This is a genomic window from Lysinibacillus sp. PWR01, assembly GCF_043359455.1.
GTDB lineage: Bacteria > Bacillota > Bacilli > Bacillales_A > Planococcaceae > Lysinibacillus > Lysinibacillus fusiformis_F.
Window position 1 is genome coordinate 39,673 of the sequence record NZ_JBHERJ010000031.1, and the last position, 19,597, is coordinate 59,269.

A 19,597-nucleotide genomic window follows, 5' to 3' on the forward strand; every position below is an offset into this window, starting at 1 on the left:
TCTAATAGGTTTGAATTTTAGCTACTAATTTTTCATTCCTAAAATGGAGCGACTCTGCATCAATGAGTGTATATGCTGGTAATGTGGGATGATTTCCTGACCAGCGATCAAATGCCCACTTTCTCTCTTGATTATCATAATGAGGACAATAAGTACCTGCTAATATTCCCAAGCCCTTCCATTCCTCAAAATCATTATTTGTGTTTTCACTATAGCATTTATCAAACCAACATATGGCCCCAGCACTGATACCAGCTAATATAACCCCTTTTTGATAAGCTTCCTTTAACAATTCATCAAAACCATATTCTCGCCACTTTTCAAGAAGATAACCTGTATTTCCCCCACCCACATAGATAATATGCTGCGCTAGTACTTTTTCTCGGATATTTTTATCAAGCATATCCTTTTGCAGAATATGTGTTGCTTCACAATGATGGAATGCTGCATAAAACTTCTCGATATACCCTTGTGCATCCTTACTTGCGGTGGGAATAAAACAAATTTTAACTCGTTCATTTACTTGAACTTGACGTAAAATGTATTCGTCGATAATTGACGGGTTTTGCTGAGAAAATCCTCCGCCTGATAGGGCAAAGATTTGTCTTGTCCGTTCATTATTTTTTCTTAATTCATATACAGCTTGTTCATGTCCAAATCTTTCTAACGTCTGAACTTTCTTCATCCCTAATTTTTCAAGTAAGCAACAAGATGCTTTGTTAGCCGTTTGTGTTTCTGCCACAATAGATGCTATATTCAGATAATTCAACCCCTCCTCAATTACCTGTGTAAGCACTTCAAAAGCTAACCCCCTCCCCCAAAACTGAGGTAAAAATTGATAGGAAAGCTCATATAGATCCTTATCATGGTATTCATCGATCGAGACAAGACCTATAAATTCACCTGTCGTCTTTAAAGTGATATATAAATATGTATTAGGGAATGGTGCTTCTAGCATGCCTTTAAAAGATGCTTCTATATAGTTGTTTGATGGAACACCCCCGAGAAAAGTTCGAACTTGTTTATTAGAGTAGAGTATATGTATATCTGTGAAATGCTCTGGTTGTATTCGTTCGATTACACAGTTAGTTGACATGATTTTCATTACATCTAGCCCCCTTCTTTATGTCAAAGTTTAATCTAACTCTCTGAATGAAATCAAATATTTTTTCCAATTTTTCTTAATAATAGAATAAAAAAGTAGTGACCAGCATGAATTGCTGAATCACTACCTATATTATTGTCCGTATTGTTCAAGTAAACGTTGCGTATTGATTGATTGTTCAAGTGCCTTTTTCTCTTTTGTCCAATAGATCAAATATTGTGCATCACCTATAGGAAAAACCATTTGCTGCAACTCTTCATCGAGTTCAGAACTAATGGCCACTTTTAAAATTTCCACCTCATAAATAGGCTTATCCTTCATTTTATAAACAATATGATAAGCTGGCTTTTCTTCAAAAATAGTCCTTTCCTTTTTGGAAAGCTTCCTTACATGACTTAATGGATATTTCTCAATAAAATCTTGTGCTTCATCGCCTGTAGCACGAAATAGTGATTGGTCTCCTTGGAATAATTCAATGTCGTCAATTTCTGTGGCATGATCTAGTACAAGAGAGATTGCCTCATCTTCACTTTTTTCTCTGTTTTGCATGATAAATCCACCAATTAATAATATACCAGCAAATATAACAAGTCTCCATCTGCGTTTTGTCATTTGCTCTTACCCATTCAATGCCTTTTTAACAAAACGATTTATATCCACATCAGCGCCTATAACAAGCATAATATCTCCTAGTAAAATCTTGTCACTTGCCTGTGGAGATACAATAATGTCAGCTCCACGCTTGATTCCTACAATGTTGATGCCATATTTAGCGCGAATATCCAAATCCATAATGGAGTATCCTGCAATCGCATCATTGGCCTTTAATTCCATAATGGAGTGTTCATCTGATAGCTCTAAATAATCTAGTACAGTATTCGATAACATATTATTGGCAATACGAATCCCCATATCTCGCTCAGGATGGACGACAAAATCTGCGCCAATTTTACGTAAAACCTTTTCATGGTAATCGTTTTGAGCCTTTACCGTAATTTGCTCAACACCAATTTCCTTTAAAATGATGGTTGTTAATATACTTGCTTGAATATCTTCCCCAATTGCTACAATTACGTGCTCAAAATTACGAATACCTAATGAATTCAGTACCGATTCATCGGTTGAATCTGCAATAACCGCTTGTGTAGCAATGGAAGCAAACTCATCTACACGCTCTGAAGAATGGTCAATCGCCATTACTTGTGCGCCCTGACTCATTAATTCACGAACAATACTTCCTCCAAAACGTCCAAGCCCTATGACTGCAAACTCTTTTTTCATCATAAAAATCCCTCCGAAAACTACTATACCACCATTGTAGCGTATTCTCTGCGATATGTATTGTCAAAACAAGAGCCTATTCGTCAATGTTGGACAACAAAAAAGACGAGGACCTAGATCCCCGTCTTCAACATATCGTTATTATTCAGCGTTACGCATCTCATCTAGCACGCGGTTTACACGTTTTTCTAGCATTTTCATACCACTACCACCAGCTTGCATATGACGCAGCTGACCATCTTTATCGAACACAAAATACGCTGGTACATATTGGTTTTCAAAAGCATCTGTTAGTTTCATTTCACTGTCTACAAAGATTGGTTGCACAATATCATGCTCTGCTGCTACTGCTTTAATTGTATCTAAATCAGTATCGGCCTCAGAACGTGGCATATGTACTGCTACAACGTTTAATTCATCTTTATATTGATCGCGGAAATTGTTTACGTCTGGCATTGCTTCTTTACATAAATGGCAGCTTACTGACCAGAAGTGAATTAAAGTTGGTTTTTTGCCTACTAATTCCGCTTTTGATACTTCACCATTTAACCAAGTCGTTGCGCCTACTAATTCAGGCATTTGTTCACGAAGTTTCATAAAAATCCTCCTCTAATAGATAATAGATAGTTTGTCTTCAGATATTTAGCTAACGGTCTAAAAAATCTTTCCAAAAAGAAAAATTCAGTTAAAAGTCCCCACAAACTTGTCGTGGGGACTGTTAATTTGTTGCATAATGACTGGACTCTATTTAAATTATAGAGTTGCTTGGCCTGGACGCCAGTTAGCTGGGCAAAGACCACCCGTTTGTAGTGCTTGAAGTACACGTAGTGTTTCATCAACATCACGGCCGATGTTGTTATCAAATACTGTTTGGTATTTTAATTCGCCTTCTGGGTTGATGATGAATAAACCACGTAATGCGATACCTTCTTCTTCAATTAAAACACCATATTCTTTAGATACTTGATGGTTAGTATCAGCAGCTAATGGGTATTTTAATTCACCAAGACCATTTTGCGTGCGGTCTGTATTAATCCATGCTAAATGTGTATGGATCGTGTCAGTAGAAACACCGATTACTTCTGCATCTAAGTCTTCGAACTCGTCATAACGATCGCTCATTGCAGTGATTTCAGTTGGACATACGAATGTAAAGTCCATTGGATAGAAGAAAAGAACTGTCCATTTATCTTGTGCTTTAATATCTTCTAATGATACTTTACCAAATGATTTGTCTGAAAGTACTGCTTCCATTGTAAAGTCAGGTGCTTGTTTACCTACCATGCGTTCTGCCATAATAAATCCCTCCGAATAAATATGTAGTTTATATATTCCATTCGCACTAGCGAACTCGTCTTCTACGATAGCAGAGTAACCGTAGTTTTTCAAACAAGTAAACTCCGCCCGTTTGGATGATTGAAATCGATTGACAAAAATTCGTCAAATCCATCAATGGAATTATCGCTACTGTCTTTCTATCAGCTATTTTTAACAATAATTTTCTACACTATACAATTTTTTTCTCAATTAAATTTATACCTCTTTTTTTAACATTTTATAGCTATTTTTTTCACGAAAAACGATTGCAAATTTTTTATTATTATGTATAATTGTAATGGTTTTAGTAAACTAAAAGTTTCGTTAAAGTAAACTTCATATTTCGAAAGTTTATCATTGCTAAACTTCTCTTAGGAGGGAAAAGATGCAAATAGGAGCAAAAATTAAAGCGCTTCGTTTAAAAAAAGGTCTTACCCAAGAGGAACTTGGAGAACGTACAGATTTAAGTAAAGGTTATATTTCCCAATTAGAACGTGATCTAAACTCACCTTCTATTGAAACATTATTTTCAATATTAGAAGTTTTAGGGTCGAGACCTAAAGACTTTTTTGATGATGAATCACCTGAACAGAAGGTTGTTTATACAGAGGAAGATCAATCTACCTATACGGATGAAGAAAAAAAATATGAAATTCAATGGCTAATTCCTACTTCGAATGAAAAAGAGATGGAACCCATTTTCTTAACCTTTGCCGCAGATGGCGAGTTCAAACAGTTTGAGCCTTCGCTCTCTGAAACATTTATTTATGTGGTTAAAGGACGTATTCGTCTCGTTTTAGGGAATGAACAGTATATCGCAAGTGAAGGCAATGCACTTTATTATGACGCGACAGACCATCATCAGATTTTTAATGCACATGATGATGAAACAAAAATTTTACTTGTCGCAACAGATTCTTATTTATAGCTTAAGGAGGCGCATCCATGACAACAAATTCAATTATCCGCTTTGAAAATGTTTCAAAGTCATATAGTGACGGTACCGTCGTTTTAAAAAATATCAATTTGGAGCTTGAAAAAGGGAAATTTTACACACTCCTTGGTCCATCAGGTTGTGGTAAAACAACCATTTTACGAATTATTGCAGGATTTACGGAACCTACAACAGGAGATATATTTTTCCATGATAAAAAGATTAATGCAGTTCCTGCCAATGAACGTCAGGTTAATACTGTTTTTCAGGATTATGCGCTGTTCCCTCATTTAAATGTTTTTGAAAATGTCGCATTTGGTCTACGCATTAAGAAGCTCCCTGAAAAGGACATTAAAGAGCGTGTGGCTGAAGCCTTAAAGTTTGTCAATTTGGCAGGCTATGGTAACCGTGAAATATCTGAAATGTCTGGTGGACAACGACAACGTGTGGCGATTGCACGTGCCATTGTCAATGATCCTGAAGTAATTTTACTGGATGAGCCACTTTCAGCTTTAGACTTAAAGCTACGTACAGAAATGCAATATGAGCTTCGTGAACTACAGCAACGTCTTGGCAAAACTTTTGTCTTTGTTACACATGATCAAGAAGAAGCACTTGCGATGAGTGACGAAATTTTTGTCTTAAGTGAAGGACAAATTCAGCAATCAGGTACACCGGTGGATATTTATGATGAACCGATTAACCGCTTCGTTGCTGACTTTATAGGTGAATCCAATATTGTACCTGGTGTAATGATTGAGGATTTCAAGGTTGAATTTGCTGGCAAGGTTTTTGAATGTGTCGACCAAGGGATGAAGCTAAATGAAAAAATAGACATTGTCATTCGACCAGAAGATTTAGAAATGACAACGGTTGATAAAGGAAAACTTGTGGTAAAAGTGGATACACAATTATTCCGAGGCGTACATTATGAATTATCAACATACGATAAAGATGGTAATGAGTGGTTAGTCCATTCATTGAAGAAAGCAGAAGTAGGGACTGAAATTGGCTTGGACTTTGATCCTGAGGCGATTCATGTAATGCGCTTAAACGAAACAGAGGAAGAGTTTGATAAACGATTAGAATCGTATGGAGACGATGAAGATGCAAACTAAAACATCGAAATCAGCGTTATTTCCATATGTGTTATGGATTGCCTTTTTCGTTATCGCGCCGATTGCACTCGTTGTTTATTATTCCCTACTTGATTTACATGGCAACTTTACGCTCGATAACTATAAAGGATTCTTTTCTTCTGTTTACTTAAAAATGACCTTGAGCTCGTTTTGGTATGCGTTTTTAATTACATTCTTTACATTATTAATTTCATATCCAACTGCCTATTTCTTAACGAAGACAAAACATAAACAACTTTGGCTTCTGCTTATTATTATTCCTTCATGGATTAATCTTTTATTAAAAACATATGCCTTTATCGGCATCTTTGGGCTATACGGCCCAATTAATGCATTTAGGGAAGTATTTGGCTTCGATCCAAAGCAAATGCTCTTTACTGATATTAGCTTTGTTTTTGTATCGGTCTATATTTTTATTCCATTTATGATTTTACCGATTTTCAATTCTTTAGATCGATTAAACCCAACGCTCATTTATGCAGCACGTGATTTAGGTGCTTCGGCTTTTACAACCTTCCGTCGCGTTGTTTTACCCTTGACAATGGATGGCGTTAAGTCTGGTATTCAAGTTGTCTTTATTCCAGCACTATCCCTGTTCATGATTACTCGCTTAATTGCGGGGAACCGTGTCATTACTCTAGGTACAGCGATTGAACAACAATTCCTTGTGACACAAAACTGGGGTATGGGTTCCACTATTGCTGTATTCTTAATTTTATTCATGGTGATTATTATGCTAATTACGGGACAAAAGGATAAAGGAGGTCGCGTACGATGAACAAACTATCTGCATCAGCCAAAGTTTATTTAACAATTGTCTTTATCGTTCTCTATGCACCAATCCTCTATTTAATCTTTTACTCGTTCAATAGTGGCGGTTCCATGAATCATTTTGAATCCTTTACTTTAGAGCATTATCAAGCCGTTTTCGAAGATTCACGTCTTCTTGTTATATTAATAAATACGGTCATCGTGGCATTACTTTCTGCTCTCATTTCTACTATTATTGGTACGCTAGGAGCAATTGGTATTGTGACGGTTAAGGATTCAAAAATGCGTAATACTTTACTATCCTTAAACAATGTCTTAATCGTCAGTCCAGACGTTATCATCGGGGCAAGCTTCTTAATTTTATTTACAATGGTTGGCATTAAACTGGGCTTTGCATCTGTGTTATTAGCTCATGTCGCATTTAGTGTACCGATTGTTGTACTAATGGTTTTACCCAAACTATTAGAAATGAATAACTCATTAATCGATGCAGCATTAGATTTAGGGGCAACGAAAAAGGACGTTATGATGCGTGTCATTCTTCCTTATATTCAGCCAGGCATTTTTGCAGGCTTCTTCCTTGCCCTTACGTATTCATTAGATGATTTTGCCGTGACGTTCTTCGTAACAGGTAATGGCTTCAGTACATTATCCGTAGAAATCTATTCAATGGCCCGAGCAGGAATTTCTCTAACGGTGAATGCGATTTCTGGATTAGTATTCTTTGTTACGGTTTTAGTTGTTGTTGGTTATTATTTCATTACAAGTCGTACGAGTAAAAGAATGGAGGGCCAACGATGAAGTCATTAATTCAAGCTACCATCGCCATCCTTGTTGTTTCAGCCCTTTTATTCTATGCGGCTGACGCCTTAAGTGCAGGCGGCGGTAAAAGTGGAAAAGACACGTTAACCATCTTTAACTGGGGAGAATATATTGATCCCGATTTGTTAAAAGCATTTGAAAAAGAAACAGGCATTCATGTCATCTATGAAACATTCGATTCCAATGAAGCCATGATGACAAAGATTCAGCAAGGCGGAACAGCTTACGATATTGCTGTGCCTTCTGAGTATATGATTGAAAAAATGAAGGAAGAAAATTTATTGATTCCTTTAGATAAAACGAAAATCCCTAATTTTAAAAATATTGATCCTTACTTTTTAGATTTACCATTCGATGATAACAATAAATATTCTGTCCCTTATTTTTGGGGAACTGTAGGTATAGTTTACAATCCAAGCCTTGTTGGAGACTTAGACTTCTCTTCTTGGGACGATTTATGGGACCCTTCCTTAAAACGAAAAGTGTTTTTAGTGGATGGTGCTCGTGAAGTCATAGGGATGGGCTTAAACAGTCTTGGACATTCTCTGAATTCACTAGATGATCAAGAACTACGTGAAGCTACTGATAAATTAATCACACTCGCACCAAATGTGAAAGCAATCATTGGAGATGAAATTACGCCATTAATGATCAATAATGAGGCGACTGTAGCCCTTACGTGGTCTGGGCAAGCAGCAGACATGATGTATGAAAATGAAGAGCTAGACTTTGCAGTACCTGAGGAAGGCTCAAACTTATGGTTTGATAACATGGTCATTCCCAAAACATCGAAAAATATCGATGGTGCCCATGCCTTTATCAATTTTATGCTAAGTGCTGAATCTGGTGCTCAAAATGCCGATTTTGTAGGCTACTCAACACCTAATATTGCAGCTATGGACTTAATGGATGAAGAAGTTGTTTCTGACGAACGCTACTATCCTTCTGAAGAACAACGCGATACATTAGAGGTCTACAAAAACTTAGGACCAGATTACTTAGGGAAATACAATGAATTATTTTTAGAATTTAAAATGAGTATTCGATAATTAAACTAGCGAATTGGTTTTCACACCCATTCGCTAGTTTTTTTCTGCTTATCTAACTTTCTATTAAATAAGAACCTTTACAATGGATTATTTGCATTATTATATTTAGAAAATAATTTATCTGGATTTCGAGGATTCCTACATCATTTGTTATGGAATAGCTTTGCATCTAGATATTGTCATCTATCATGCACAATTTTATATTGCTTTATCGAAAAACAAGCCATGAAAGTGTACCTTTTATATTACATAACCTTCACTCAGTATTTCTGATGCCGCTATATCATCGCTAGGATTTATAGCCAACCTTTATGTCATTACAGACTTACTCACAATTTTTTTATTCTCTCTTCATAAGCGAAGTCCATCCATTGTTGTTGCTTTACTTATTGTTGCAACTTTGGAGCTGTAAAATTTTCCATCTCCCATTCTACAGCTTCATTTTCATCCATTTTTATTACAAAAATGGATTGTTTCGCAATTCATAGATGCCCGGACGAAAACTTTTGTGGAAAACCATTCTAAATATAGAACCAGTTCTACAATCTTAACTATTAGCCAAGCAATAATTCTTTATGATAGACTGTACTATATTTGATTACAAAAAAAGGGGGTTCATTCGATGACCCAGCAGAAGTCCAATAAGGCGGCTTTGTATATTTTAATGTTTAATATGTTTATCGCAATGGGGAGTATTGGCATTATTATTCCTGTCATGCCGGAGTATTTAAAAATATTTGGTGCAGCAGGACAAGTTCTAGGTATGCTAATTGCAACGTTCGCCTTAGCTCAATTCGTATTTTCTCCTATTGCTGGGAACCTTTCAGATCAGTACGGTCGAAAAAATTTAATTATTTTCGGCCTCATCGTGACAGGTCTTGCACAAATCGGTTTTGGCCTTGCTACAGATGTATGGATGCTCTTTTTAGCACGCTTTTTAGGTGGCCTAGGTTCCGCTTTTGTCGTACCTCCTATTATGGCTTTTGTCGCTGACGTCACAACCTATGAAGAACGCGGGAAAGGGATGGGAATGTTGGGTGCTGCCATGTCTCTTGGTTTTATGATAGGGCCAGGAATTGGTGGTTTCTTAGCAAAGGTTAGCTTACATTTTCCATTTTACACTGCTGGAGCTGCAGCCATCCTAGCTTCTATTTTATCTTACTTTTTATTACCATCTACCAAACCAAACACTGCACAAAAGAAGCAAAAGCAAGACAATCTGGCGAAGCAAATGGCTCGTTCCATACATATGCCTTATTTTGTAATGCTTATCATTATGCTGGTGTTCTCATTCGGAATTGCAAACTTCCAAACGACATTGTCATTATTTGTGACAGAAAAGTTTAATTACACACCTGTGGACATAGCAATTATATTAGTTGTCGGTGGTGCTTTTGGGGTAGTTGTACAAATGTTTATTATTACACCACTATTCAATCGCTTCGGTGAAATGAAGGTAGTGCTTGTCAATTTATTTATTGCATCTGTTGCTATTTTCTTCATATTATTTGTTTCTGGCTTTGCCCTTATATTAGTTGTAGCAACGATTTTCTCTACAGCAACGACATTAATTCGTCCAGCTGTTAATACACTCATCTCGAAGCTTGCAGAGAAAGAACAAGGATTCGCTGCGGGCTTGAATAATGCCTATATGAGTCTTGGTAATATGATTGGACCCGCTTTGGCTGGTTTATTATTCGACTGGAATATGAATAGTCCATATATTTTCGGATCGATCATATTATTAGCTTGCTTCTTCCTTGCACTTATCTGGACATTGAAAAAAGCACCTCATTTAATGCATCCCGATACAAAATAGTCTGAAAAATCATTGACTATTTTTAGCAGTATGTTACATTAATGTTGGTCAACGAAATTGAATGATTTTAACCACTAGGGGAGTCTTTAAAAGGCTGAGACGTATATGGTAATATACGGACCCTTTGAACCTGATCTAGTTCACACTAGCGGAGGGAAGTGGCGCTACTTGCTGTTGTCACTATATACACGCAAGGCCGCTTCCTATTGTTTAAAGGGGGCGGCCTTTTTATTTTTCCTCACGAACTTTATCAAAAGGAGTGAACTTTATGTCAATTCGCAAATTAACAGTCATGGCTTTATTAGTAGCTATTGCTGTTGCAGGCTCTACCTTCGTATCTATCCCAACAGGAATCGCACGTGCTTACCCCGTTCAGCATGCTATTAATGTGATAGGAGCCATTATACTTGGACCCGTACCAACAGTAATAGTTGCCTTTGTCACTGCCATCATTCGAATCCTTACCGGAACAGGCTCTCTATTAGCTATCCCTGGTAGTGTCATTGGCGCGTTCTGTGCGGCCCTTGCCTATAAATATAGCAATAAAATGTGGTTAGCTGGCATCGGAGAAGTTGTGGGAACTGGCATTCTTGCTTCACTTATTGCCGTACCTTATGCAAAATTATTCATGGGAACATCTGTAGCAGCATTCTTCTTCCTACCTGCCTTTTTAACATCAAGTACAATCGGCGCCATTCTAGGTGTTATGGTTGCTAGCAGCTTGCGTAAAACAGAGCTAGTAAAGGGGTTTAATTCTTCTCTTTATTGAGGGGGGTTTGGATTATGAGCATTCATTGAGATGGAGGTGGCCAAGATTGGAGCGCTTTTCTTCCTTCTATGAGCGGCGATGGCCTTGGTTGGAGCGCTTTCTGTCTCCTTACGAGCGGCTGCGGCTCAATTTAGAGCGCTTTCCTTCTCCTTAGGAGCGGCTGCGACTCAATTTAGAGCTCCTTTCTATCTCCTTATGAGCGGCTGCGGCTCAACTTAGAGCGCCTTCCACCTCCTTAGGAGCGGCTGCGACTCTACTTAGAGCGCCTTCCTTCTCCTTACGAGCGGCTGCGGCTCAACTTAGAGCGCCTTCCCACTCTTTAGGAGCGGCTGCGACTCTACTTAGAGCACCTTCCACCTCCTTAGGAGCGGCTGCGGCTCAACTTGGAGCGCTTTCTATCTCCTTAGGAGCGGCATTGACTCAATTTAGAGCGCCTTTCTTCTCCTTAGGAGCGGCTGCGACTCTACTTAGAGCGCCTTCCATCTCCTTAGGAGCGGCTGCGGCTCAATTTAGAGCTCCTTTCTTCTCTTTATGAGCGGCATTGACTCAACTTAGAGCGGTTTCCAACTCTTTAGGAGCGGCTGCGACTCTATTTAGAGCACCTTCCATCTCCTTAGGAGCGGCTGCGACTCAATTTAGAGCGCTTTTCTTCTCCTTACTAGCTGCTGGGACCCAACTTAGAGCGGTTTCCAACTCTTTAGGAGCGGCAGGGACTCTACTTAGAGCGCTTTTCTTCTCCTTACGAGCGACTGCGACCCAACTTAGAGCACCTTTCTTCTCCTTACGAGCGGCATTGACTCAACTTAGAGTGCTTTCTATCTCTTTATGAGCAAAGGTCCCACTTTTTAGATCATCTTGCCACTCTCTACAAAGGGGACAACTCTCTATTTAAACAATACAAAAAAGCAGTGCAAAATCTAATATTTTGCACTGCTTCCACTATTTTAAGATCGTTTTTTCATACCTTTTAATAACTGTGCCACATTTGTGTCTTCTGCCTGTATAGGTTTTTCCTCAACCAGCGGCTCTTTCTTCTTCGCATTCGTTAGGAAGTTCCAACCAAAACGTCTTATGGTAATATCCATAAAGAATAAAAGCATACTTGCTAAGAGAAGCCATGTAGCAATATTTTGTCGATCCGCTCCTTTTGTTGTAAAGTCACGGAATACATCTTGTGGTTCCTTTAAAACCGTGCCTCCTGTTTGTTGAGTTAACTCTTCTATCAGTTGATCATTGACAGGAAGTAGTTCGTATTCGGCACTATAAGGAACACTTAGTCCTGCTTGATAAATGGCCTGCTTTTCATCTGCTACACGGAAGAATATTAATCCAGGTTCGGCTTGTACTACAGCTCGAACTTGGGAGGCCGAAATGGTTTCAAGTTGTGTTTCTAGCTCTTCCCCAGCCTCATTAACTGCTACAATATCTAAAAATGCAGCTTCATTTGTAGGGTCGGTAATCATAAAGGAACCATCTACTTCCAATCTTACATCATAGGCCACATCATTATAGCTTGGTAGCATTTGTGAAATAAGTGTTTGCCAGAATGTTCCCCAATCCTGCCATCTTGCCCAATCTCCTGTCCATTTACCCGTTGAATCAGATGTAAAGGCAAAAGTTTTACCGAGACCATATTGCCACTGCGCTAACACAGGATCTTCCTTCTCGCTTTCTGCCACAACAGTAGTCCCCTGTTTTGCGGTTGTACCAATGTAAGCATTCATTTGTGGGACACCATTGGCAAACAGCGAATTCCATCCTGCTGCATTATAAATCGCGGGATAGAATGGATTATCCTCAATGTAAGTGCGAGAAATCATAGCTGTTTCACGAGATAAAATAGAAGGAATCGTTTGCTCATCTATGACATCATAGAAACGTCCACTGCCCATATCACTAAGCGCTTCTAATAAGTTCGCATCGGCATCTTGTCCAATCGCTACTGTCGATAAGGTTATACCGTTTTCTTTTCCTTCAGCAATTAGATCCTCGTAATTCCCTGACTGTGATTGCCCATCTGTTAAGAGAATAATATGCTTACGTTGCAGTTTTAAATCAGCTAAATTTTCATAGGCTTTAGCTAATGAACTGTAGATTTCTGTTCCACCACCAGGTGTTACGGATAAAATAGTATCCACTGCCTCTTCTTTACTGCTAAGAGGTCCTGTCTCTATAATCTCCCAAGGACGATCATCAAAGACAATAAATCCTAATGTATCCTCATCTCGCAACATCTCAACAGAACGTGCTGCTGCTTCTTTAGCAAGCTCTAGCTTCGAGCCTTGCATACTACCAGAACGGTCAAGTACAATCACTAACCCTAAGGAAGGTAATTGCTCTTTGCCCTTAATTTCCATTTCCACTGGCAATAAGGTTGCAATCGGTGTTTTAAAATAGCCGCCTAGACCAAAACTATTTTCTCCTCCAACCATGGTAAAACCAACACCAAAGTTTTTGACTGCTTGCTCAATAACACTCATTTTTGCCTCACCGACTAAATGACCTGGCACATTGTCGAAAATAATAGCATTATACTGCAAATAGCTGGACAGTTCATTTGGTAGACTTTGAGGATTGACAACATCATAGGCAATAGATTGACTGCCAAGTGCTGCTGCGATAGGTGAAGCTGTTTCATAACCATTAACGATTAGTAAATGTGGTTCACTTTGCACCATTGTGACACTAGTTAACTTATTGTTTTCAAAAATAGCATCCTGACCAACTTGAACAACTGCCTCATATTTTACAAGTCCTTCAGCTGTCGCTGCATGTTTATAGGTAAACACATTCGTGCCTTCAGTCAGCTCAACTGCCTCTCGATGAATAAGCTCATCATTTTCATATAATAACAGCTCTCCTTGGCCTGCAGTCGTTGCATGAATTTCCGTCACTAATTGTTGCTGCTCTCCCACATAAGCAACCTGAGGGGATACAAAGCTTTTTAGTGACACATCATTGACAACTGGTTGACTAAAAGGTATAACATCCACACTAATATTGGAGCCTTTCAGCTTCGTGGCAAATTCTAAAGCATCGCCTTTTGTCTCATTACCATCTGTTAATAGCACAAGACGAGTTGCTTTTTTCGGATCGATAATACCTGCTGCAAGCTGGAGACTTTGTTCAATATTTGTTTGATCGGTTGCTTTAATTTCTGTAAGTTTTGGTACTTCCTTTAATGTTTTAGACAAAATGGCTTCTGTTTGTAAAGTGGAGGAAAATGAATAAATGCCTGCAAGCTGTGGTTCTTTTTTTGATTGTAGGCTCTCCTGGATAAACTGAACCATTTCATCTTCTGTGCCATTCATGGAAGCAGAACGGTCAACTAAATAGACGATTTGTTCTTCTTTTATTGGTAATAATAGATATGGTCCTGCAAGTGCAAAAACTAAACAACTTACTGCTACTATGCGAATAGCAAGTACAACAATATGACTTTTTTTGAGTCGCTGCCGTTCACGAAAATAAGTCCATCCAAAATACAAGAACAATGGAAGGAGTAGCAACAATACTAATGGCATATCAATTCGTAAATCCACGACGTCGTTGCACCTCCCACTCTGAAACAATTAATAATAAAATAATCACAATTAGCCAAGGTACGAAAGAGGTCATCGATACTTCTTCTTTCCCATTATCTGAGATATCACCTAATGTAAAGCTTGTTCCTTGTTCAATAACGCGTTCTTGGGCTTGCAATTGCACAATCAATTGTTTTTCTTCATTATTTGAACGTACCATATAAATGCCTGGTTGTTTTGGTGCAGTTAGCATGCCCTTCGTAACAGTCGAAAGAAACTCGTCTTCTTGCGAATAAACATTCCACTCTCCTTGCGCTAAAGCTACTGCACGCTGTTCATTCGGTGAAAAAATCCCAAGTGAACCAACTGTTTCTGTTAGCTGCTGCTCAGTACTCCATAGAAATAGCGGGAATGATGGATGTAATGGCCAATCTGTATCGGCAATATCCGCTAAAACAACGATATCTCCTTTAGGGGAGCGTTGGATGAACGGCTCTTCTCCAACAGAAGCAATCGTTTCATAGTCCGCAAAGCCTGGATAAACAGCACTAACATAAACATCCTTTAGTTCGCTAAAAGCAAACAATGCATCACTTCTAGTGCTTACCAAGCCATTTGCTTCTACTTTTTCTGCATCGTCACGACCAAATAATACAAGGGGTTTTTCCATCTTTTCCAATAAGGCTGTTTGGTTTGTGATTACTGTAGCATCCTGATTGTCAGCTACTTGTAATGACGGAACGATTTTCACCCCATTACTGACCGTTTGAAAACCTTTTTGTATCAATTGATGCATACCTTGATCAACAGCAATTTTAGAAGTAGTTGTTTGTAGTAAAACGGTTTGTTGATTGTCTACAGCATAATCATCTTTTGCATCAATAGTAGCTGTCATCGATTTTGCTAAAGGCAAATCTTTGAATGTTTTCGTAATGGCTTCATTTGGAGGCACAACGACACTTTCTGCTACCAGCTCCTCGCCCTCTGCATTTTGCAATGCTAGTGTTACCTTTTGCTCTGTATTTGTATCATTATGGAGTTGTACAAGTGCCAGCGTAACTTGTCCATCTGTCGTAGCAGCAAAGCGTGTAATAGCGATATTTGTTAAGTCTTTTGCAGCCCCTCTTACTAGCCATTTCACAGAATCCTTGTCCATCGGTAATTGTTTTTTATCAAGTGTATCTGTAAAAACATAGATAGAAGTTGGTGTATCACCCACAAATGCCTGTGCTACATCCAGTGCCTTATTCATTTCAGCTGTTTCATAGGCTACTTGTAAATCTTGAATAGCTTTTTTTATTTCATTCATGTTTGTTTCTTGCTGTAAAACAGCTTTTGGAGCGGCACCAGTTGTAATCAATGTAACAGGTCGACCATTCAGCTCATCCATCAAGGTCAACATTTCCTGTTTATGTGTGTCAAAGGTTGATTGACTCTTGCCTGCCAACATTGTAGCTGAAGTATCTACAATAAATATGGTTTGTGCACCCACAATGGTTGATTTCTTTACATATGGATTCATCAGTGCCAATACAAGTAGTAGCAACGCTAGTAGCTGTAAATATAGTAGGGCATTTTTTTGTAAATGCTTTAAATAGGGCGATACACGCGTTTCCTGCATAATCTCCGACCAAAAAAGTGTCGAAGAAACAGTTTGCTCTGTATATTTTTTTCGAAAGAAATAATAGAGTAGGACAATGACCGGGATGATGGCCGTCCAGCTAAATATAATTTGACTAAAGCCCAATACGGCTCACCTCACCTAATCCAATGTGCTTTTAATAATTGCTGGAAAATTGCATGTTGCAATCCATCTTCCACTTTCAATTGTAATTTTCGAACACCAAAGCGACGGCAAATGGCTTCAAATTCTTCTTCATGTAATACGCGTCTTGCATGATAGGTCTCTAGTACTTTAGAGGACATCGTCACATTCACATCATTACCTGTTTCACGGTCAAGCAGGCGTACATCACCCGAATAATTTGGTGACAGCTCTTCTTGCGTCACAATTTGCAAAATGCGAACATCCCCAGCATAGCGTGGTAGCCTTTTCAATAGCTGTTCCCATTCCTCAATTGGCTCTAATCCATCTGTTACGATGAATAATACGGTACTATCTTTAGGCAAAGCTTTTAGTGCACTCTGGACAAAACGATTAGAGTAATTAGCTTCCTCTATATCTGTTACTACCTGCAAAAAAGCTCGGCGATACATGGCACCTTTCCGTCTAAAGGGTGGTTTCACTTCATCTTGAACAATAGAAAAGGATAAACGGTCATCTCGACCTAATACCATTAAACCGAGGGAGGCTACGATTTGACGAGCAAATAGCCACTTAGCATGATCCCCCATTGATTTGGTAGCATCTAGTAAAATATGTACACGCATCTCTTGCTCGTCTAAAAACCTTTTAATAAAGTATTTATCTGTACGAGCAAAGACGTTCCAATCTACTTGGCGTACATCATCTCCTAAATGGTATTCTCGAAAATCCGAGAAATCAAGGGAGGCCCCGAAGCGTTGTGAACGATGCGAGCCCTTATGTTGCCCGCGTAGTTTGGAGGCCGTCGCTACTTGAAAGCGACTGATTTTTGCTAACCAGTCTTCGGGCAATAAGTATTTGGCTGTCACTTGCCAACACCTTGCTGAACCTTTTCTAAAATAACATCAATCACATCATCTGCTGTTTTTCCTGAAGCCTCCCCTTCATAATTCAACAGCATCCGATGACGTAAAACGGGCTTTGCAACAGACTTAATATCCGCTACAGAAACATGGAAACGTCCATTCATTAGAGCTCTCGCCTTTGCTAATTTGATTAAGCTCTGCAAGCCACGTGGGCCACTGCCATACATTGCATATTGTTTAACCTCATCAAGTGCATCAGCTCTTTCAGGATGCGTAGCCACCACTAAATCCGTTGCATACTCCAGCATTTCATCAGCAACCATCACTTCTTTCACCATTTGCTGAGCTTCAATAAGTGCCTCCGTATCCATCTGCTTCTGTAAACCAATTTCCTGAGCACCTGTCGTTCGCTTCATAATTTCCATTAGTTCACTTTTTTCAGGATAGGGTACAAGAATTTTACAAAGGAAACGGTCCATTTGTGCTTCTGGTAATGGGTATGTTCCTTCCATTTCGATCGGGTTTTGTGTTGCCAACACGAAAAATGGTTTCGCCATTTTTTTCGTATCCCCTAATATCGTTACCGTTTTTTCTCCCATTGCTTCCAACAAGGCACTTTGTGTTTTCGGTGTTGCACGATTTATCTCATCAGCCAATACCATTTGGCTAAAAATTGGCCCAGGTTGAAACGTAAATTGCTGCTTCCCATCGGGTGTACGTTCAATCATGCTCGTTCCTGTTATATCGGCTGGCATAAGATCTGGTGTAAATTGAATACGTGAAAACGACAGATCCAGTACCTCTGAAATCGTCCGAATTAACATCGTTTTTCCTAAACCAGGTAAACCTTCTAACAATGCATGACCATCCGCTAATACTGCATATAAGGTATAATCAATTGCTTCTTCCTGTCCGACAATGAAGCGATGAATTTCTTCTTTAACTTGTTGTAATTTCGTGCTCATATCTACATACTGTTGCTCCGTAAAGGCCATTTTTTTTCCTCCTACTGCGACTCAATTGACGTGAAATAAGATTGCACGACATTTTGTAAATCCTTCGGTAATTGCAAACGCTCTGAACTCTCTAAATAGCTGTCTTTATAAGAGCCAATTACTTCCTCATAAGGTCGAATAGAACCCTTTGTTATCGGGCCATTTCCTTGTTGCTCGGATACATGAGAACCATCTCCTAATGCACCACCATCTACGGATGTCTCACTTGACCCACCAATTCGATTCGGTGTCGTTAACAAATTCCGACTGCCTTGGCCACTCCCTGCTCCTTGACCACCCTGGCCCTGTCCTTGGCCTTGGCCTTGTCCTTGACCTTGACCCTGCCCTTGTCCTTGACCCTGTCCTTGTCCCTGTCCTTGTCCTTGTCCTTGTCCCTGTCCTTGACCCTGCCCTTGTCCTTGTCCCTGGTTATTACCATTTTGTTGTTGAGAACCGTTTTGAGCATTATTCTGACTAGACTGACCTTGTTGATTGCTTGGCTGGGCATTACCAGATGACTGTTGATTGTTTTGATTGTGACTGCTTGCATTATTGGCACTGGCAATCGCATTTTGTAAGGAGTTACTCGCTGGTTTACCAAGTTTACTCATAGCGGTTTGTGTGGCATTTGCATTTTCTGTGAGCCCTTGCTGCATTTGGGCAAGCTCTTCTAGCTGCTCAAATTCTTCCTTCGACAAGCCTTGTCCCTCGGCAGCTCCATCTTGGCTAGCCGTTTGCTTGTCTTTTAATTGCTGCTCCTTTAGAGCTAATTCCTTTTGCTTCTTCACAACTTCCCGTAAAGCTTCTTCTGCTGTTTCAGCCTCTTTTAAAGTATTTTGAAGTTCTTGCAATTGCTCCTTTACTTCTTTTGTTTCAGCCTTTTTCTCTAGTTCAGCAACTTCCTTCTTCATATCTTCAATTACAGCCTGCTCCTTTTCAACCTCTATTGCTTCGATTTGTGTAGCTGCTGGGAACATATAAAGAATGGCTAGTACAACTGTTGTGCTAAATAGTCCAATAAATGCCTGAGGGCGAAATAGATTTTTCTTTCGAGCCTTGAAATCTACAAAAGCTTTTTCAGCATTTTGCATAGCTTTCGATAATAGTGATTGAACAAGAGGATCCTGATCATCTTTAAATGATAATGCTGTCACTAATTCATTATGTGAAAAATAATGATCGAGTGTGTGCAAAGCCTCTTTCTCGTTGACTCGTTTCCACCATATATAAGCAATGGTTGCAACAATAACAGTAATGAAAACTCCTAACGCTATTTGGCGATAATAGGGCCAAACAAATAGTCGAGAAATAAGTACGAGAGAAGCACTCGAAAGCAATGCCAAAAACAAACCGTATTGTGCAATGGGAATGCTTCTTTCAAGAGTTAATCTCGATTTTGCACGCTGAATATATTTTCGTAATTGCTTACGACGCTCCATAA

Annotated in this window: 17 protein-coding genes and 1 riboswitch; of the genes, 7 read left to right on the forward strand and 10 right to left on the reverse strand. The window is 39.1% G+C overall.

What is annotated here, in order from left to right; translation table 11 throughout:
- Nucleotide 1: 1 nt before the first annotated feature.
- The 5 genes from ACEVFT_RS04075 to ACEVFT_RS04095 all read right to left on the reverse strand — a co-directional run bounded on the left by ACEVFT_RS04075 (nt 2) and on the right by ACEVFT_RS04095 (nt 3,682).
- The gene (locus tag ACEVFT_RS04075; protein ID WP_393948239.1) at nt 2-1,105 is read right to left on the reverse strand and encodes a GNAT family N-acetyltransferase; all 1,104 of its coding nucleotides are present in this window, start codon (nt 1,103-1,105) and stop codon (nt 2-4) included.
- Nucleotides 1,106-1,237: 132 nt separating this feature from the next.
- Nucleotides 1,238-1,717 (reverse strand): hypothetical protein, encoded by a 480-nt coding sequence (locus tag ACEVFT_RS04080; protein ID WP_393948240.1) that lies wholly within the window; start codon nt 1,715-1,717, stop codon nt 1,238-1,240.
- A 6-nt stretch (nt 1,718-1,723) separates the two neighbouring features.
- Nucleotides 1,724-2,386 carry a potassium channel family protein gene (locus tag ACEVFT_RS04085; RefSeq protein WP_004224679.1) on the reverse strand — a complete coding sequence of 221 codons (663 nt, stop codon included), beginning with the start codon at nt 2,384-2,386 and terminating at the stop codon, nt 1,724-1,726.
- Nucleotides 2,387-2,527: 141 nt separating this feature from the next.
- Nucleotides 2,528-2,983 carry a TlpA family protein disulfide reductase gene (locus tag ACEVFT_RS04090; protein WP_205441599.1) on the reverse strand — a complete coding sequence of 152 codons (456 nt, stop codon included), beginning with the start codon at nt 2,981-2,983 and terminating at the stop codon, nt 2,528-2,530.
- Nucleotides 2,984-3,139: 156 nt separating this feature from the next.
- Complete coding sequence (locus tag ACEVFT_RS04095; protein WP_004224676.1) at nt 3,140-3,682, reverse strand: peroxiredoxin; 543 nt, start codon at nt 3,680-3,682, stop codon at nt 3,140-3,142.
- Nucleotides 3,683-4,088: 406 nt separating this feature from the next.
- Between ACEVFT_RS04095 and ACEVFT_RS04100 the strand changes: the two genes are divergently transcribed.
- The 7 genes from ACEVFT_RS04100 to thiW all read left to right on the forward strand — a co-directional run bounded on the left by ACEVFT_RS04100 (nt 4,089) and on the right by thiW (nt 11,006).
- Nucleotides 4,089-4,631 (forward strand): helix-turn-helix domain-containing protein, encoded by a 543-nt coding sequence (locus ACEVFT_RS04100; RefSeq protein ID WP_004224674.1) that lies wholly within the window; start codon nt 4,089-4,091, stop codon nt 4,629-4,631.
- Between the two features lie 17 nt (nt 4,632-4,648).
- On the forward strand, nt 4,649-5,755 hold the full coding sequence (locus ACEVFT_RS04105; RefSeq protein WP_393948242.1) for an ABC transporter ATP-binding protein: 1,107 nt from the start codon (nt 4,649-4,651) through the stop codon (nt 5,753-5,755).
- Entirely contained in the window at nt 5,745-6,554 is an 810-nt protein-coding gene (locus ACEVFT_RS04110) for an ABC transporter permease (protein WP_393948244.1), read from the forward strand. The genes ACEVFT_RS04105 and ACEVFT_RS04110 overlap by 11 nt, the downstream gene beginning before the upstream one ends.
- On the forward strand, nt 6,551-7,348 hold the full coding sequence (locus ACEVFT_RS04115; RefSeq protein ID WP_205441593.1) for an ABC transporter permease: 798 nt from the start codon (nt 6,551-6,553) through the stop codon (nt 7,346-7,348). The genes ACEVFT_RS04110 and ACEVFT_RS04115 overlap by 4 nt, the downstream gene beginning before the upstream one ends.
- A complete protein-coding gene (locus ACEVFT_RS04120) occupies nt 7,345-8,418 on the forward strand; it encodes an ABC transporter substrate-binding protein (protein WP_205441591.1) in 1,074 nt (357 codons plus the stop codon). The genes ACEVFT_RS04115 and ACEVFT_RS04120 overlap by 4 nt, the downstream gene beginning before the upstream one ends.
- 622 nt (nt 8,419-9,040) lie before the next feature.
- Complete coding sequence (locus tag ACEVFT_RS04125) at nt 9,041-10,237, forward strand: MFS transporter (protein ID WP_393948248.1); 1,197 nt, start codon at nt 9,041-9,043, stop codon at nt 10,235-10,237.
- 66 nt (nt 10,238-10,303) lie between these two features.
- Nucleotides 10,304-10,411, forward strand: a riboswitch (TPP riboswitch).
- A 94-nt stretch (nt 10,412-10,505) separates the two neighbouring features.
- On the forward strand, nt 10,506-11,006 hold the full coding sequence (gene thiW, locus ACEVFT_RS04130; protein ID WP_393948251.1) for an energy coupling factor transporter S component ThiW: 501 nt from the start codon (nt 10,506-10,508) through the stop codon (nt 11,004-11,006).
- 944 nt (nt 11,007-11,950) lie between these two features.
- On the opposite strand, the gene ACEVFT_RS04135 is transcribed toward thiW, so the two are convergent.
- From ACEVFT_RS04135 to ACEVFT_RS04155, 5 genes are read right to left on the reverse strand one after another with little or no spacing between them, the layout of a single operon-like run.
- Nucleotides 11,951-14,548 (reverse strand): VWA domain-containing protein, encoded by a 2,598-nt coding sequence (locus ACEVFT_RS04135; RefSeq protein WP_393948252.1) that lies wholly within the window; start codon nt 14,546-14,548, stop codon nt 11,951-11,953.
- Nucleotides 14,532-16,277 carry a vWA domain-containing protein gene (locus ACEVFT_RS04140; RefSeq protein WP_393948254.1) on the reverse strand — a complete coding sequence of 582 codons (1,746 nt, stop codon included), beginning with the start codon at nt 16,275-16,277 and terminating at the stop codon, nt 14,532-14,534. The genes ACEVFT_RS04135 and ACEVFT_RS04140 overlap by 17 nt, the downstream gene beginning before the upstream one ends.
- An 11-nt stretch (nt 16,278-16,288) precedes the next feature.
- Nucleotides 16,289-17,164 (reverse strand): DUF58 domain-containing protein, encoded by an 876-nt coding sequence (locus ACEVFT_RS04145; protein ID WP_393948256.1) that lies wholly within the window; start codon nt 17,162-17,164, stop codon nt 16,289-16,291.
- Nucleotides 17,161-18,156, reverse strand: a complete 996-nt coding sequence (locus ACEVFT_RS04150) for an AAA family ATPase (protein ID WP_205441573.1) — start codon at nt 18,154-18,156, stop codon at nt 17,161-17,163. The genes ACEVFT_RS04145 and ACEVFT_RS04150 overlap by 4 nt, the downstream gene beginning before the upstream one ends.
- Nucleotides 18,157-18,167: 11 nt before the next feature.
- Nucleotides 18,168-19,595, reverse strand: coding sequence for a hypothetical protein (locus ACEVFT_RS04155; protein WP_393948258.1), 1,428 nt, complete (start codon nt 19,593-19,595; stop codon nt 18,168-18,170).
- Nucleotides 19,596-19,597 lie beyond the last annotated feature (2 nt).

Coding starts and splice junctions, on each gene's coding strand:
- ACEVFT_RS04075 (WP_393948239.1), bottom strand. CDS start 1,105: ATGAAAATCATGTCAACTAACTGTGTAATCGAACGAATACAACCAGAG.
- ACEVFT_RS04080 (WP_393948240.1), bottom strand. CDS start 1,717: ATGACAAAACGCAGATGGAGACTTGTTATATTTGCTGGTATATTATTA.
- ACEVFT_RS04085 (WP_004224679.1), bottom strand. CDS start 2,386: ATGAAAAAAGAGTTTGCAGTCATAGGGCTTGGACGTTTTGGAGGAAGT.
- ACEVFT_RS04090 (WP_205441599.1), bottom strand. CDS start 2,983: ATGAAACTTCGTGAACAAATGCCTGAATTAGTAGGCGCAACGACTTGG.
- ACEVFT_RS04095 (WP_004224676.1), bottom strand. CDS start 3,682: ATGGCAGAACGCATGGTAGGTAAACAAGCACCTGACTTTACAATGGAA.
- ACEVFT_RS04100 (WP_004224674.1), top strand. CDS start 4,089: ATGCAAATAGGAGCAAAAATTAAAGCGCTTCGTTTAAAAAAAGGTCTT.
- ACEVFT_RS04105 (WP_393948242.1), top strand. CDS start 4,649: ATGACAACAAATTCAATTATCCGCTTTGAAAATGTTTCAAAGTCATAT.
- ACEVFT_RS04110 (WP_393948244.1), top strand. CDS start 5,745: ATGCAAACTAAAACATCGAAATCAGCGTTATTTCCATATGTGTTATGG.
- ACEVFT_RS04115 (WP_205441593.1), top strand. CDS start 6,551: ATGAACAAACTATCTGCATCAGCCAAAGTTTATTTAACAATTGTCTTT.
- ACEVFT_RS04120 (WP_205441591.1), top strand. CDS start 7,345: ATGAAGTCATTAATTCAAGCTACCATCGCCATCCTTGTTGTTTCAGCC.
- ACEVFT_RS04125 (WP_393948248.1), top strand. CDS start 9,041: ATGACCCAGCAGAAGTCCAATAAGGCGGCTTTGTATATTTTAATGTTT.
- thiW (WP_393948251.1), top strand. CDS start 10,506: ATGTCAATTCGCAAATTAACAGTCATGGCTTTATTAGTAGCTATTGCT.
- ACEVFT_RS04150 (WP_205441573.1), bottom strand. CDS start 18,156: ATGGCCTTTACGGAGCAACAGTATGTAGATATGAGCACGAAATTACAA.
- ACEVFT_RS04155 (WP_393948258.1), bottom strand. CDS start 19,595: ATGGAGCGTCGTAAGCAATTACGAAAATATATTCAGCGTGCAAAATCG.